Below are 15862 nucleotides of genomic sequence, written 5' to 3'. Positions count from 1 at the left end.
AAGACCATCGCAATGGAAGACGGTCTGCGCTTCGCTATCCGTGAAGGCGGTCGTACCGTCGGCGCCGGCGTCGTAGCAAAAATTATTGAATAAGTAGTTGATTTACTTGATCAGGCCGGTATAATGGCCGGCCTGATACAGCGTTACAGGTCAGTAGCTCAATTGGCAGAGCGACGGTCTCCAAAACCGTAGGTTGGGGGTTCGATTCCCTCCTGACCTGCCATTTCACTTCGGTGTGATGGCTTTCTTCTTACAGGATCCTCCTCGATGACTCCCAAAACTGAAGCCCAAGAATCGCGTTTTGATCTATTCAAGTGGCTGGCTGTAGTTGCTTTGGTGGTTGTAGCTGTTGTGGGTAATCAATATTACTCCGCGTCTCCGATCCTGTATCGCGTCCTTGCACTTCTCGTCCTGGCTGCTGTCGCGGGCTTTGTAGCTCTGCAGACTGCGAAGGGCAAGTCGTTCTTTGCGCTGGCGAAGGAAGCTCGTACCGAAATCCGTAAAGTCGTGTGGCCGACCCGCCAGGAAACCACCCAGACCACGCTGATTGTCGTGGCTGTCGTGCTGGTTATGGCACTGCTGCTGTGGGGTCTTGATTCCCTGCTCGGCTGGGCGGTCTCCCTGATCGTTGGCTAAAGGTGTCCCGTGGCTAAGCGTTGGTATGTTGTGCATGCTTACTCGGGTTACGAGAAGCATGTAATGCGCTCCCTGATCGAGCGCGTCAAGCTGGCTGGCATGGAAGACGGTTTCGGCGAGATCTTGGTTCCGACCGAAGAAGTCGTTGAAATGCGCAACGGCCAGAAGCGCAAGAGTGAGCGTAAATTCTTCCCTGGCTATGTACTGGTCCAGATGGAGATGAACGAAGGGACTTGGCACTTGGTCAAGGATACCCCTCGCGTGATGGGCTTTATTGGCGGTACCGCAGATAAGCCTGCACCGATCACCGACAAAGAAGCTGAAGCCATCCTGCGTCGCGTTGCCGACGGCAGCGACAAGCCGAAGCCCAAGACGCTGTTCGAGCCGGGTGAAGTGGTTCGTGTCATTGACGGTCCGTTCGCTGACTTCAATGGTAGTGTCGAAGAAGTTAACTACGAAAAGAGTCGCCTCCAGGTGGCGGTGCTCATTTTCGGTCGCTCTACTCCGGTGGAGCTCGAGTTCAGCCAGGTCGAAAAGGTCTAGGCGGACGAAGCATCCCAAACCCCGCAGCCCTGTGTGTTGCGGGGTTTTGTCGTCACTGGGATAAAACGCAAGTCATCCGGGGAGCCATCAGGCGTTCGTACCCGATTTTGGAGTAGCTCATGGCTAAGAAGATTCAGGCTTACATCAAGCTGCAAGTTAAGGCCGGCCAGGCCAACCCAAGCCCACCCGTTGGTCCAGCACTGGGCCAACACGGTGTGAACATCATGGAATTCTGCAAGGCCTTCAACGCCCGTACTCAGGGTCAAGAAGCCGGCCTGCCGACTCCTGTGATCATCACTGTCTACAGCGACCGTAGCTTCACCTTCGAGACCAAGAGCACCCCTGCCTCGGTTCTGCTGAAGAAAGCTGCTGGCCTGACCAGTGGTTCGGCTCGTCCGAACACCGTTAAAGTCGGTACCGTTACCCGCGCTCAGCTGGAAGACATCGCCAAGGCAAAACAGGCTGATCTGACCGCTGCTGACCTGGACGCTGCTGTACGCACCATCGCTGGCTCTGCCCGCAGCATGGGCCTGAACGTGGAGGGTGTGTAATGGCTAAGCTGACCAAACGCCAAAAGGCAATCGCCGAGAAAATCGAAGCAGGCAAGTCCTACAACTTCGAAGAAGCGGCAACTCTGCTGGCCTCGCTGCCTGCTGCCAAGTTCGTCGAGTCCTACGACATCGCCGTTAACCTCGGTGTTGACCCGCGTAAATCCGACCAGGTCGTTCGTAGCGCTACTGTGCTGCCACACGGCACTGGCAAGACCGTTCGCGTTGCCGTCTTCACCCAGGGTCCAGCTGCTGAAGCCGCTCTGGCTGCCGGCGCTGACCGCGTAGGTATGGACGATCTGGCTGCCGAAATGAAAGCCGGCGACCTGAACTATGACGTAGTCATCGCATCGCCTGATGCCATGCGCGTTGTAGGTCAGCTGGGTCAGGTTCTGGGTCCTCGCGGCCTGATGCCTAACCCGAAAGTTGGTACCGTTAGCCCAGACGTAGCCACTGCCGTGAAAAACGCCAAGGCTGGTCAGGTTCGCTACCGTACCGACAAAAACGGTATCATCCACACCTCCGTTGGCAAGGTCGGCTTTGAAGCTGGCAAGCTGAAGGAAAACGTTGAAGCCCTGATCGCTGATCTGAAGCGTATCAAGCCTGCTTCCTCGAAAGGTATCTACGTCAAGCGCGTTACCCTGAGCACCACCATGGGCCCAGGTCTGGTCATCGATCAGAGCTCGCTGAACGTGTAAGAACATGGCGGTGCGACTCGTCGCGCCGCCAGCAAAAATTGGGGTCCCTGCCTGGCGGGGGCTATCCAAGACCGTAGGTGGCGCAAGCCTTAAAACACCAGCCCACGCAGATGGTGCTCCCGATTCGTTACCGAATCAGACACCAAAACGACATCCGGCTTCGGCCAGATGAAACGGTAAAAACCAGGAGTAAACCCGTGGCAATTAAACTCGAAGACAAGAAGGCCATCGTCGCTGAAGTCAACGAGGCTGCCAAAGTCGCTCTGTCCGCTGTTGTGGCTGATGCCCGTGGTGTGACTGTAGGCGCAATGACCGGACTCCGTAAAGAGGCCCGCGAGGCTGGCGTTTACGTACGTGTCGTACGTAACACCCTGCTCAAGCGCGCTGTTGAAGGCACCGAATTTTCGATCCTCAGCGACGCGTTCAAAGGCCCGACCCTGATTGCTTTCTCCAACGAACACCCGGGCGCTGCTGCTCGTCTGTTCAAAGAGTTCGCCAAGGGTCAGGACAAGTTCGAGATCAAGGCAGCTGCGTTTGACGGCAATTTCATTGCAGCGAACCAGATCGACGTGTTGGCTACCCTGCCGACCCGCGACGAAGCTATTGCACGACTGATGAGCGTTATTCAAGGCGCCACCAGCAAGCTGGCTCGTACTCTGGCAGCCATTCGCGACCAGAAAGAAGCTACCGCTGCCTAAGGCACGCGAACTCTTTCAAAATCATTTGTTTAATTTGATGGCTGCGTAGGCCTTCACCCCAATACAGGATTTAAGTCATGTCCCTGACTAACGAGCAAATCATCGAAGCAATCGGCCAGAAAACCGTTCTGGAAGTTGTTGAGCTGATCAAAGCAATGGAAGAAACCTTCGGCGTGACCGCTGCTGTTGCCGCTGCTGGCCCAGCTGCTGCTGCCGCTGTTGTTGAAGAGCAGACCGAGTTCAACGTTGTTCTGGTTGAAGCCGGCGAGAAGAAAGTGAACGTGATTAAAGCCGTTCGCGAGCTGACCGGTCTGGGCCTGAAAGAAGCCAAAGAGAAAGTCGATGGCGCTCCTCAGGTTGTAGCTGAAGGCGTTTCGAAAGAAGCCGCTGAAGACGCTAAGAAGAAGCTGGAAGAAGCAGGCGCTAAAGTCGAGCTGAAGTAATTTCGACTTTGCGATGCCAGCCTGAGCGTTGAGCACAAGGCTGATGGCTGGTGGCTTATGCCACCGGCCTTTTTCCGTTATTGGCGGTCGGTCAAGCCGGCCCCGATAACAAGCTGCAAGACACCCACGTGGGTGGCGCAAACCAAGGGGTTTGCACGATTTTCTGGCTGCTCCCGCCGGGAGAAGCCAAACAAGCAGGTGACCAAGCTGGGGAACGCTGATGGCTTACTCATACACTGAGAAAAAACGTATCCGCAAGGACTTTAGCAAGTTGCCGGACGTCATGGATGTGCCTTACCTCCTGGCCATCCAGCTGGATTCGTATCGCGAATTCCTGCAAGCGGGAGCATCCAAGGATCAGTTCCGCGACGTCGGCCTGCACGCGGCCTTCAAATCGGTATTCCCGATCATCAGCTACTCCGGCAATGCTGCCCTGGAGTACGTAGGCTATCGCCTGGGCGAGCCTGCCTTCGATGTTAAGGAATGTGTCCTGCGTGGCGTGACCTTCGCGGTCCCACTGCGGGTCAAGGTGCGCCTGATCATCTTCGACAAGGAATCGTCGAACAAAGCGATCAAGGACATCAAAGAGCAAGAAGTCTACATGGGTGAAATCCCCCTGATGACTGAGAACGGTACCTTCGTTATCAACGGTACCGAGCGTGTGATCGTTTCCCAGCTGCACCGTTCGCCTGGTGTGTTCTTCGACCACGACCGTGGCAAGACTCACAGCTCCGGCAAGCTGCTGTACTCCGCTCGCATCATCCCTTACCGCGGTTCGTGGCTGGACTTCGAGTTCGACCCGAAAGACTGCGTGTTCGTGCGTATCGACCGTCGCCGCAAACTGCCGGCGTCGGTGCTGCTGCGCGCCCTGGGTTACAGCACTGAAGAAGTGCTGAACACCTTCTACACCACCAACGTGTTCCACATTTCCGGCGAGAAGCTCAGCCTGGAACTGGTACCGCAGCGTCTGCGTGGTGAAGTTGCAGTCATGGACATCCATGACGAAACCGGCAAAGTCATCGTTGAGCAGGGCCGCCGTATCACTGCGCGCCACATCAATCAGCTCGAGAAGGCCGGCGTCAAGCAGCTGGACGTTCCAATGGAATACGTCCTGGGTCGCACCACTGCCAAGGCCATCGTGCACCCGGCTACTGGCGAGATCCTGGCCGAGTGCAATACCGAGCTCACCACTGATCTGCTGATCAAAGTCGCCAAGGCACAGGTCGTCCGTATCGAGACCCTCTACACCAACGACATCGATTGCGGTCCGTTCATCTCCGACACCCTGAAGATCGACACCACCAGCAACCAGCTGGAAGCTCTGGTCGAGATCTACCGCATGATGCGTCCAGGCGAGCCGCCGACCAAGGATGCTGCCGAGACCCTGTTCAACAACCTGTTCTTCAGCGCCGAGCGCTACGACCTGTCCGCAGTGGGCCGCATGAAGTTCAACCGTCGTATCGGTCGTACCGAGATCGAAGGTTCGGGCGTGCTGAGCAAGGAAGACATCGTCGAGGTCCTCAAGACCCTGGTCGATATCCGTAACGGCAAAGGCATCGTCGACGACATCGACCACCTGGGTAACCGTCGCGTTCGTTGCGTCGGCGAGATGGCCGAAAACCAGTTCCGCGTTGGCCTGGTGCGTGTAGAGCGCGCGGTCAAGGAGCGTCTGTCGATGGCGGAAAGCGAAGGCTTGATGCCGCAAGACCTGATCAACGCCAAGCCGGTTGCGGCGGCGGTGAAAGAGTTCTTCGGTTCCAGCCAGCTGTCCCAGTTCATGGACCAGAACAACCCGCTCTCCGAGATCACCCACAAGCGCCGCGTCTCTGCACTCGGCCCGGGCGGTCTGACCCGTGAGCGTGCTGGCTTCGAAGTCCGTGACGTACACCCGACCCACTACGGCCGTGTGTGCCCGATCGAGACCCCTGAAGGTCCGAACATCGGTCTGATCAACTCCCTGGCAGCCTATGCCCGCACCAACCAGTACGGCTTCCTGGAAAGCCCGTACCGCGTGGTGAAGGAAGGCGTTGTCAGCGACGACATCGTGTTCCTGTCGGCAATCGAAGAAGCGGACCACGTCATCGCCCAGGCTTCGGCCGCGATGAACGACAAGAAGCAACTGATCGATGAGCTGGTAGCTGTTCGTCACCTGAACGAATTCACCGTCAAGGCGCCGGAAGACGTCACCCTGATGGACGTTTCGCCGAAGCAGGTTGTTTCTGTTGCTGCGTCGCTGATTCCGTTCCTCGAGCACGACGACGCCAACCGTGCGTTGATGGGTTCGAACATGCAGCGTCAGGCTGTACCGACCCTGCGTGCCGACAAGCCGCTGGTAGGTACCGGCATGGAGCGCAACGTTGCCCGTGACTCCGGTGTCTGCGTGGTTGCTCGCCGTGGTGGCGTGATCGACTCGGTCGACGCCAGCCGTATCGTTGTTCGCGTTAACGACGACGAAGTGGAAACCGGCGAAGCAGGTGTAGATATCTACAACCTGACCAAGTACACCCGTTCGAACCAGAACACCTGCATCAACCAGCGTCCGCTGGTGAGCAAGGGTGACAAGGTTCAGCGTAGCGACATCATGGCCGACGGCCCGTCCACCGACATGGGTGAACTGGCGCTGGGTCAGAACATGCGCATCGCGTTCATGGCATGGAACGGCTTCAACTTCGAAGACTCCATCTGCCTGTCCGAGCGTGTGGTTCAGGAAGATCGCTTCACCACCATCCACATTCAGGAACTGACCTGTGTGGCGCGTGACACCAAGCTTGGCCCAGAGGAAATCACTGCGGACATCCCGAACGTGGGTGAAGCTGCACTGAACAAACTGGACGAAGCCGGTATCGTTTACGTGGGTGCTGAAGTCGGCGCTGGCGACATCCTGGTTGGCAAGGTCACGCCAAAAGGCGAAACCCAGCTGACCCCGGAAGAAAAACTGCTGCGTGCAATCTTCGGTGAGAAGGCCAGTGACGTTAAAGACACCTCCCTGCGCGTGCCAACCGGCACCAAGGGTACCGTCATTGACGTCCAGGTCTTCACCCGTGATGGCGTCGAGCGCGACAGCCGCGCCCTGGCCATCGAGAAGATGCAGCTGGACGAGATCCGCAAGGACCTCAACGAAGAGTTCCGCATCGTCGAAGGCGCAACCTTCGAGCGTCTGCGTTCTGCTCTGAACGGCCAAGTGGTCGACGGTGGTGCGGGCCTGAAGAAAGGCACCGTGGTCACCGACGAAGTGCTGGACGGTCTGGAGCACGGCCAGTGGTTCAAACTCCGCATGGCTGAAGATGCACTGAATGAGCAGCTGGAAAAGGCTCAGCAGTACATCGTCGACCGTCGCCGTCTGCTGGATGACAAGTTCGAAGACAAGAAACGCAAGCTGCAGCAGGGCGATGACCTGGCACCTGGCGTACTGAAGATCGTCAAGGTCTACCTGGCAATCCGCCGTCGCATCCAGCCGGGTGACAAGATGGCTGGTCGTCACGGTAACAAGGGTGTTGTCTCGGTAATCATGCCGGTTGAAGACATGCCGCATGATGCCAACGGTACTCCGGTCGACGTCGTACTGAACCCGCTGGGCGTACCTTCGCGTATGAACGTTGGTCAGATCCTGGAAACCCACCTGGGCCTCGCGGCCAAGGGCCTGGGCGAGAAGATCGACCGCATGATCGAAGAGCAACGCAAAGCCGCTGAGCTGCGCGTATTCCTGACCGAGGTCTACAACGAGATCGGTGGTCGTCAGGAAAACCTCGCCGAGTTCACCGACGAAGAGATCCTGGCCCTGGCCCACAACCTGAAGAAAGGCGTGCCAATGGCTACCCCGGTCTTCGATGGTGCCAAGGAAAGCGAGATCAAGGCCATGCTGAAGCTGGCCGATCTGCCAGAGAGCGGCCAGATGGTGCTGTTCGATGGCCGTACCGGCAACAAGTTCGAGCGTCCAGTGACCGTTGGTTACATGTACATGCTCAAGCTGAACCACTTGGTGGACGACAAGATGCACGCGCGTTCCACTGGTTCCTACAGCCTGGTTACCCAGCAGCCGCTGGGTGGTAAGGCGCAGTTCGGTGGTCAGCGTTTCGGGGAGATGGAAGTGTGGGCGCTGGAAGCATACGGCGCGGCATACACCCTGCAAGAAATGCTCACAGTGAAGTCGGACGACGTGAACGGCCGTACCAAGATGTACAAGAACATCGTGGATGGCGATCACCGTATGGAGCCGGGCATGCCCGAGTCCTTCAACGTGTTGATCAAAGAGATCCGTTCGCTCGGTATCGATATCGATCTGGAAACCGAATAACACGTGACGCGAAGGGGAGTGGGGCAGGTATTGCCCGCTCCCTGCTCCGCCAGGAGGAAAGGCCTTGAAAGACCTACTGAATTTGCTGAAAAACCAGGGTCAAGTCGAAGAGTTCGACGCCATCCGTATCGGGCTGGCGTCACCTGAGATGATCCGTTCGTGGTCGTTCGGTGAAGTTAAGAAGCCGGAAACCATCAACTACCGTACGTTCAAACCTGAGCGTGACGGCCTGTTCTGCGCCAAGATCTTTGGCCCAGTCAAGGACTACGAGTGCCTGTGCGGCAAGTACAAGCGCCTCAAGCACCGCGGCGTAATCTGCGAGAAGTGCGGCGTTGAAGTTGCCCTGGCCAAGGTTCGTCGTGAGCGCATGGCGCACATCGAACTGGCCTCGCCGGTTGCCCACATCTGGTTCCTGAAGTCGCTGCCGTCCCGTATCGGCCTGCTGATGGACATGACCCTGCGTGATATCGAGCGGGTTCTCTACTTCGAGAGCTACGTCGTTATCGACCCGGGCATGACCACCCTTGAAAAGGGTCAGCTGCTGAACGACGAGCAGTACTTCGAAGCGCTGGAAGAGTTCGGTGACGACTTCGACGCCCGCATGGGTGCCGAGGCTGTCCGCGAGCTGCTGCACGCTATCGACCTGGAGCACGAGATCGGTCGCCTGCGTGAAGAGATTCCGCAGACCAACTCGGAAACCAAAATCAAGAAGCTGTCCAAGCGCCTGAAGCTGATGGAAGCTTTCCAGGGCTCGGGCAACTTGCCTGAGTGGATGGTCCTGACCGTACTGCCAGTACTGCCGCCGGACCTGCGTCCGCTGGTACCGCTGGATGGCGGCCGCTTCGCGACCTCCGACCTGAACGACCTGTATCGTCGGGTGATCAACCGTAACAACCGTCTGAAGCGCCTGCTTGATCTGTCCGCGCCGGACATCATCGTGCGCAACGAAAAGCGCATGCTGCAGGAAGCGGTCGACGCCCTGCTGGACAACGGCCGTCGCGGTCGCGCCATCACTGGCTCGAACAAGCGTCCGCTGAAGTCCCTGGCCGACATGATCAAAGGTAAGCAAGGTCGCTTCCGTCAGAACTTGCTCGGTAAGCGTGTTGACTACTCCGGTCGTTCGGTAATTACCGTAGGCCCGACCCTGCGTCTGCACCAGTGCGGTCTGCCGAAGAAGATGGCCCTCGAGCTGTTCAAGCCGTTCATTTTCGGCAAGCTGGAAATGCGTGGTCTGGCGACCACCATCAAAGCTGCCAAGAAGATGGTCGAGCGCGAGCTGCCGGAGGTGTGGGACGTTCTCGCCGAAGTGATTCGCGAACACCCCGTACTGCTCAACCGTGCACCGACCCTTCACCGTCTGGGTATCCAGGCGTTCGAGCCTGTGCTCATCGAAGGTAAGGCCATCCAGCTTCACCCGCTGGTCTGTGCCGCGTACAACGCCGACTTCGACGGTGACCAGATGGCCGTTCACGTGCCGCTGACCCTGGAAGCTCAGCTCGAAGCGCGCGCGCTGATGATGTCGACCAACAACATTCTGTCGCCAGCCAACGGTGAGCCAATCATCGTTCCGTCGCAGGACGTTGTACTGGGTCTGTACTACATGACCCGTGAAGCCATCAACGCCAAGGGCGAGGGTCGCGTATTCGCCGACCTGCAGGAAGTCGACCGCGTATTCCGCGCCGGCGAGGCTGCCCTGCACGCGAAAATCAAGGTCCGTATCAACGAGACCGTGAATGACCGTGATGGCAGCTCGACCAAGAACACCCGTATCGTCGACACCACCGTCGGCCGTGCGCTGCTGTTCCAGGTTGTGCCAGCAGGCCTGCCGTACGATGTCGTCAACCAGCCGATGAAGAAAAAGGCGATCTCCAAGCTGATCAACCAGTGCTACCGCGTGGTTGGTCTGAAAGAGACCGTTATCTTCGCCGACCAGCTGATGTACACCGGTTTCGCTTACTCCACCATCTCTGGCGTGTCCATTGGTGTGAACGACTTTGTCATCCCGGATGAGAAAGCGCGCATCATCAACAGCGCTACCGATGAAGTGAAGGAAATCGAGAGCCAGTACGCCTCCGGCCTGGTAACCCAGGGCGAGAAGTACAACAAGGTCATCGACTTGTGGTCGAAGGCGAACGACGAAGTGTCCAAGGCGATGATGGCCAACCTCTCGAAAGAGAAAGTCATCGACCGCGAAGGCAAAGAAGTCGAGCAAGAGTCCTTCAACTCGATGTACATGATGGCTGACTCCGGTGCGCGGGGTTCCGCTGCCCAGATCCGTCAGCTGGCCGGTATGCGTGGCCTGATGGCCAAGCCGGACGGCTCGATCATCGAGACGCCGATCACCGCGAACTTCCGTGAAGGTCTGAGCGTACTTCAGTACTTCATCTCGACCCACGGTGCTCGTAAAGGTCTGGCGGATACCGCCTTGAAGACTGCGAACTCCGGTTACCTGACCCGTCGTCTGGTAGACGTTGCGCAAGACCTGGTTGTGACCGAGATCGACTGCGGTACCGACCAAGGCCTGCTGATGACTCCGCACATTGAAGGCGGTGACGTTGTAGAGCCGTTGGGTGAGCGTGTACTGGGCCGTGTCATCGCCCGTGACGTATTCAAGCCAGGCACCGAGGACGTCATCGTTCCGGCCGGTACCCTGGTAGACGAGCAGTGGGTCGAGTTCATCGAGCTGAACAGCATCGACGAAGTTATCGTACGTTCGCCGATCAACTGTGAAACCCGCTTCGGTATCTGTGCCAAGTGCTACGGTCGTGACCTGGCGCGTGGTCACCAGGTGAACATCGGTGAAGCTGTCGGCGTTATCGCTGCACAGTCGATCGGTGAGCCGGGTACCCAGCTGACCATGCGTACGTTCCACATCGGTGGTGCTGCAAGCCGTACTTCGGCTGCCGACAGCGTCCAGGTGAAGAACGGCGGTATGGTACGTCTGCACAACCTGAAGCATGTCGTGCGCGCTGATGGCAACCTGGTTGCTGTTTCGCGTTCCGGTGAGTTGGCCATTGCCGACGAATTCGGTCGTGAGCGTGAGCGTTACAAGCTGCCTTACGGTGCGGTGATTTCGGTCAAGGAAGGTGAGAAGGTCGAAGCTGGCGCCATCGTCGCCAAGTGGGACCCGCACACCCACCCGATCGTTACCGAGCTGAAAGGTACCGTGACCTTCGTGGGCATGGAAGAAAACATCACCATCAAGCGTCAGACCGACGAACTGACCGGCCTGACCAACATTGAAGTACTGGACGTCAAGGATCGCCCTGCCGCAGGCAAGGAAATCCGTCCGGCAATCAAGATGGTCGACGCCAATGGCAAGGACCTGTACCTGCCAGGTACCGACGTACCGGCGCAGTACTTCCTGCCAGCCAACGCCTTGGTGGGTGTTGCTGACGGTGCGCAGATCGGTGTTGGTGACGTTATCGCGCGTATCCCGCAAGAAACGTCGAAGACCCGTGACATCACCGGTGGTCTGCCACGCGTAGCTGACTTGTTCGAAGCGCGTCGTCCGAAAGAAGCCTCGATTCTGGCTGAAGTCAGCGGTACCATCGCGTTCGGTAAAGAGACCAAGGGCAAGCGTCGTCTGGTCATCACTCCGACCGACGGTAGCGATCCGTACGAAGAGCTGATTCCGAAGTGGCGCCACCTGAACGTCTTCGAAGGCGAACAGGTAAACCGCGGCGAAGTTATCTCCGACGGCCCGAGCGATCCGCACGACATCCTGCGCCTGCTGGGTGTGAGCGCGCTGGCGAAGTACATCGTCAACGAGATCCAGGACGTTTACCGTCTGCAAGGCGTTAAGATCAACGACAAGCACATCGAGACCATCCTGCGTCAGATGCTGCGCAAGGTCGAGATCTCTGAGTCGGGCGATTCCAGCTTCATCAAGGGCGACCAGATGGAACTGACTCACGTACTGGTCGAGAACGAGCGTCTCGCCGGCGAAGACAAGTTCATCTCGAAGTTCACTCGCGTGCTGCTGGGTATCACCAAGGCCTCGCTGTCGACCGAATCGTTCATTTCCGCGGCTTCCTTCCAGGAAACTACCCGCGTACTGACCGAAGCGGCGGTAACCGGCAAGCGCGACTACCTGCGCGGCCTGAAAGAGAACGTCGTCGTGGGTCGTCTGATCCCGGCGGGTACTGGTCTGGCCTACCACAGCGAGCGCAAGCGTCGCCGTGAAGCCGACAAACCGCTGCGTGTAAGCGCCAGTGAGGTGGAAGCCGCACTGACCGAAGCGCTGAATTCCAGCGGTAACTAAGTACAGGGCAGGGCCCCGGCAAGCCTCGATCGGCCATCGGTGACATGAATTGTTGCCGATGATCGGGCGAGGAGGGCCGGGGCCTTGTCTTGACTGGGTGCAAGATCCTCCGTAGACTTTTGTACCCTTAAATTTGGTGAGGCTCCGTCTCGCCAATTTTTGGCTTTCTTGCAAGACAATAGAGTCGCAAGACAATCAGTGGAGCTAGTAGATGGCAACTATCAACCAGCTGGTACGTCAGCCGCGTAAGCGTTCGGTCGAGAAATCCGACGTTCCTGCGCTGCAGAACTGCCCGCAACGTCGTGGCGTGTGCACCCGTGTGTACACCACCACGCCGAAAAAACCTAACTCGGCACTGCGTAAAGTATGCCGTGTGCGTCTGACCAACGGTTTCGAGGTTTCCTCGTACATCGGCGGTGAAGGCCACAACCTGCAAGAGCACAGCGTCGTCCTGATCCGTGGCGGCCGTGTTAAAGACTTGCCAGGTGTTCGTTACCACACCGTTCGCGGCTCTCTGGATACTTCGGGCGTTAAAGGCCGTAACCAGGGTCGTTCGAAGTACGGTACCAAGCGTCCGAAGTAATCGGCCGTTTGCACACATCCATTTTTTGAGTCGATAAGAGTAAGGTCGGGCAGGGGTCGTAGACCCACGTCCCGGGCTAACCTGAAGACCGTTTGAGGGCTTATCATGCCAAGACGTCGTGTAGCAGCAAAACGTGAGATTCTGGACGATCCTAAATACGGATCCCAAATCCTCGCCAAGTTCATGAACCACGTGATGGAAAGCGGCAAGAAGGCCGTGGCCGAGCGCATCGTTTACGGTGCACTGGACAAGGTCAAAGAGCGCAAGAACAGCGACCCCCTGGAAATCTTCGAGAAAGCTCTCGACGCCATCGCTCCGCTGGTCGAAGTAAAGTCCCGTCGTGTCGGCGGTGCCACTTACCAGGTTCCGGTTGAAGTTCGTCCATCCCGTCGTAATGCTCTGGCAATGCGCTGGCTCGTAGACTACGCCCGCAAGCGTGGCGAGAAGTCGATGGCTCTGCGCCTGGCTGGCGAGCTGCTGGATGCCGCTGAAGGCAAAGGTGCTGCAGTCAAGAAGCGTGAAGACGTTCACCGTATGGCTGAAGCCAACAAAGCGTTCTCGCACTACCGCTTCTAATTCAGGCATCAATCATTTTGCGAGGGCTTTATGGCTCGTACTACAGCAATTAACCGCTACCGTAACATTGGTATCTGTGCCCACGTTGACGCGGGCAAGACCACCACTACCGAGCGGATCCTGTTCTACACAGGCCTGAGCCACAAGATGGGCGAGGTGCATGATGGCGCCGCGACCACCGACTGGATGGTGCAGGAGCAGGAGCGGGGTATCACCATTACCTCCGCTGCCGTTACCACCTTCTGGAAAGGTTCTGTTGGTCAGTATGACAACTACCGTGTAAACGTTATCGATACCCCCGGCCACGTTGACTTCACCATTGAAGTAGAGCGTTCGCTGCGCGTACTCGACGGCGCGGTCGTTGTGTTCTGCGGTACCTCCGGCGTTGAGCCTCAGTCCGAAACCGTATGGCGTCAGGCCAACAAGTACGGCGTTCCACGTGTTGTCTACGTGAACAAGATGGACCGTGCCGGTGCTAACTTCCTGCGCGTCGTAGGTCAGATCAAGAACCGTCTGGGTCACACCCCGGTTCCTGTTCAGCTGGCCATCGGTTCGGAAGATAACTTCCAGGGTCAGGTCGACCTGATCAAGATGAAGGCTATCTACTGGAACGAAGACGACAAAGGCACCACTTATCGCGAGGAAGAAATTCCTGCCGATATGCTGGAGCTGGCTCAAGAGTGGCGCTCCAACATGGTTGAAGCGGCTGCCGAGGCCAGCGAAGAGCTGATGAACAAGTACCTGGAAGGCGAAGAGCTGACCGTCGAAGAGATCAAAGCCGGTCTGCGCGCGCGCACCCTGGCCAGCGAAATCGTACCGGCCGTCTGCGGTTCGTCGTTCAAGAACAAGGGCGTTCCCCTGGTTCTCGACGCCGTCATCGACTACCTGCCTGCTCCGACCGAGATCCCTGCAATCCAGGGTATCAACCCGGACGACAAGGAGCTGGACAAAGAAGATCCGGCTGTTCGTAAAGACGTGCGTCACGCCGACGACAACGAGCCGTTCTCGGCTCTGGCGTTCAAGATCGCGACTGACCCGTTCGTGGGTACTCTGACCTTCGTTCGCGTCTACTCGGGCGTTCTGACCTCCGGTGACTCCGTCATCAACTCGGTCAAGGGCAAGAAAGAGCGCGTTGGTCGTATGGTGCAGATGCACGCGAACCAGCGTGAAGAGATCAAGGAAGTGCGCGCTGGCGACATCGCTGCACTGATCGGCATGAAGGACGTGACCACGGGCGAAACCCTGTGCAACGCCGACAAGCCAATCATCCTTGAGCGTATGGACTTCCCTGAGCCGGTCATTTCGCTCTCCGTAGAGCCGAAAACCAAGGCTGACCAGGAGAAGATGGGTATTGCACTGGGCAAGCTGGCCCAGGAAGACCCGTCGTTCCGCGTCAAAACCGACGAAGAGACTGGCCAGACCATCATCTCGGGCATGGGTGAGCTGCACCTGGACATCCTCGTTGACCGCATGAAGCGCGAGTTCAACGTCGAAGCCAACATCGGCAAGCCGCAGGTTTCGTACCGCGAGAAGATCACCAAGTCCAACGTCGAGATCGAAGGCAAGTTCGTTCGTCAGTCGGGCGGTCGTGGTCAGTTCGGTCACTGCTGGATCCGTTTCTCGGAGCCGGACGTAGACGAGAAGGGCAACATCACCGAAGGTCTGGTGTTCACCAACGAAGTCGTTGGTGGTGTGATTCCTAAGGAATTCATCGCCCCGATCCAGAAGGGTATCGAAGAGCAGATGAAAAACGGCGTTGTTGCCGGTTATCCGCTGCTCGGCCTGAAGGCCACGGTATTCGATGGTTCGTACCACGACGTCGACTCCAACGAAATGGCGTTCAAAATCGCCGCTTCGATGGCGACCAAGCAACTGGCCCAGAAGGGTGGTGGCGTGGTTCTTGAGCCGATCATGAAGGTCGAAGTTGTAACCCCGGAAGATTACCTGGGTGACGTGATGGGTGACCTGAGCCGTCGTCGTGGGATGATCCAGGGTAATGAAGACTCGGTGTCCGGCAAGGTAATCACTGCTGAGGTACCGCTCGGAGAGATGTTCGGTTACGCGACCGACGTTCGTTCCATGTCTCAGGGTCGCGCAAGCTACTCCATGGAATTCTCCAAATACGCCGAAGCTCCGTCGAACATCGTCGAAGCACTCGTTAAAAAACAAGGCTAATCCCCTTTAGGCAAGAGGTTCACTGTCGTGGCTAAAGAAAAATTTGATCGTTCCCTTCCCCACGTTAACGTCGGCACTATCGGCCACGTTGACCACGGTAAGACCACTCTGACCGCAGCTCTGACTCGCGTCTGCTCCGAAGTTTTCGGTTCGGCAGTCGTTGAGTTCGACAAGATCGACTCGGCTCCGGAAGAAAAAGCGCGCGGTATCACCATCAACACCGCTCACGTCGAGTACAACTCGAACATTCGTCACTATGCTCACGTCGACTGCCCAGGTCACGCTGACTACGTGAAGAACATGATCACCGGTGCTGCCCAGATGGACGGCGCGATCCTGGTTTGCTCGGCCGCCGATGGTCCGATGCCACAAACCCGTGAGCACATCCTGCTGTCCCGTCAGGT

General features: G+C 57.7%; 12 protein-coding genes, 1 tRNA gene and 1 pseudogene. All 14 read left to right on the top strand.

Going from position 1 to position 15862, the window contains the following annotated elements:
- A pseudogene (locus tag SB765_RS27705) lies at positions 1-93 on the top strand (elongation factor Tu); the annotation flags it as partial.
- Between the two features lie 54 nt (positions 94-147).
- Positions 148-223 (top strand) — tRNA-Trp (locus SB765_RS27700).
- A 44-nt stretch (positions 224-267) separates the two neighbouring features.
- Positions 268-636: a preprotein translocase subunit SecE gene (gene secE, locus SB765_RS27695; RefSeq protein WP_016484648.1), complete on the top strand. Its 369-nt coding sequence runs from the start codon at positions 268-270 to the stop codon at positions 634-636.
- A 9-nt stretch (positions 637-645) separates the two neighbouring features.
- The gene (gene nusG / locus SB765_RS27690) at positions 646-1179 is read left to right on the top strand and encodes a transcription termination/antitermination protein NusG (RefSeq protein WP_003255501.1); all 534 of its coding nucleotides are present in this window, start codon (positions 646-648) and stop codon (positions 1177-1179) included.
- Between the two features lie 119 nt (positions 1180-1298).
- Complete coding sequence (gene rplK, locus SB765_RS27685; RefSeq protein ID WP_003255500.1) at positions 1299-1730, top strand: 50S ribosomal protein L11; 432 nt, start codon at positions 1299-1301, stop codon at positions 1728-1730.
- Positions 1730-2425: a 50S ribosomal protein L1 gene (gene rplA / locus SB765_RS27680; RefSeq protein WP_012270232.1), complete on the top strand. Its 696-nt coding sequence runs from the start codon at positions 1730-1732 to the stop codon at positions 2423-2425. Before rplK ends, rplA begins: the two co-directional genes overlap by 1 nt.
- Before the next feature lie 197 nt (positions 2426-2622).
- Complete coding sequence (gene rplJ / locus SB765_RS27675) at positions 2623-3123, top strand: 50S ribosomal protein L10 (RefSeq protein ID WP_016497742.1); 501 nt, start codon at positions 2623-2625, stop codon at positions 3121-3123.
- A gap of 77 nt (positions 3124-3200) precedes the next feature.
- Complete coding sequence (gene rplL / locus SB765_RS27670; protein WP_007957596.1) at positions 3201-3566, top strand: 50S ribosomal protein L7/L12; 366 nt, start codon at positions 3201-3203, stop codon at positions 3564-3566.
- A gap of 220 nt (positions 3567-3786) precedes the next feature.
- Positions 3787-7860, top strand: coding sequence for a DNA-directed RNA polymerase subunit beta (rpoB, locus tag SB765_RS27665; protein ID WP_016484650.1), 4074 nt, complete (start codon positions 3787-3789; stop codon positions 7858-7860).
- A gap of 64 nt (positions 7861-7924) precedes the next feature.
- The gene (gene rpoC / locus SB765_RS27660) at positions 7925-12124 is read left to right on the top strand and encodes a DNA-directed RNA polymerase subunit beta' (protein ID WP_016497743.1); all 4200 of its coding nucleotides are present in this window, start codon (positions 7925-7927) and stop codon (positions 12122-12124) included.
- Positions 12125-12335: 211 nt separating this feature from the next.
- Positions 12336-12707, top strand: a complete 372-nt coding sequence (gene rpsL / locus SB765_RS27655) for a 30S ribosomal protein S12 (RefSeq protein ID WP_003255492.1) — start codon at positions 12336-12338, stop codon at positions 12705-12707.
- A gap of 105 nt (positions 12708-12812) precedes the next feature.
- Positions 12813-13283, top strand: a complete 471-nt coding sequence (rpsG, locus tag SB765_RS27650; protein WP_008089143.1) for a 30S ribosomal protein S7 — start codon at positions 12813-12815, stop codon at positions 13281-13283.
- Positions 13284-13313: 30 nt separating this feature from the next.
- Positions 13314-15458, top strand: a complete 2145-nt coding sequence (gene fusA, locus SB765_RS27645) for an elongation factor G (protein WP_306380436.1) — start codon at positions 13314-13316, stop codon at positions 15456-15458.
- A 27-nt stretch (positions 15459-15485) separates the two neighbouring features.
- The coding region (locus SB765_RS27640) for a GTP-binding protein (protein WP_410912724.1) at positions 15486-15862 on the top strand (377 nt) is incomplete at its 3' end.

Source organism: Pseudomonas sp. SIMBA_067 (genome assembly GCF_046534675.1).
Classification (GTDB): Bacteria; Pseudomonadota; Gammaproteobacteria; order Pseudomonadales; family Pseudomonadaceae; genus Aquipseudomonas; species Aquipseudomonas putida.
The sequence above is the reverse complement of the archived record's forward strand: the minus strand, read 5'-3'. Positions and strand labels throughout refer to the sequence as shown.

Bases quoted from the DNA above. Each gene is read 5' to 3' on its own strand.
- secE (WP_016484648.1), top strand. From the start codon at position 268: ATGACTCCCAAAACTGAAGCCCAAGAATCGCGTTTTGATCTATTCAAG.
- fusA (WP_306380436.1), top strand. From the start codon at position 13,314: ATGGCTCGTACTACAGCAATTAACCGCTACCGTAACATTGGTATCTGT.
- rpsL (WP_003255492.1), top strand. From the start codon at position 12,336: ATGGCAACTATCAACCAGCTGGTACGTCAGCCGCGTAAGCGTTCGGTC.
- rpoB (WP_016484650.1), top strand. From the start codon at position 3,787: ATGGCTTACTCATACACTGAGAAAAAACGTATCCGCAAGGACTTTAGC.
- rplK (WP_003255500.1), top strand. From the start codon at position 1,299: ATGGCTAAGAAGATTCAGGCTTACATCAAGCTGCAAGTTAAGGCCGGC.
- rplA (WP_012270232.1), top strand. From the start codon at position 1,730: ATGGCTAAGCTGACCAAACGCCAAAAGGCAATCGCCGAGAAAATCGAA.
- rplL (WP_007957596.1), top strand. From the start codon at position 3,201: ATGTCCCTGACTAACGAGCAAATCATCGAAGCAATCGGCCAGAAAACC.
- rpsG (WP_008089143.1), top strand. From the start codon at position 12,813: ATGCCAAGACGTCGTGTAGCAGCAAAACGTGAGATTCTGGACGATCCT.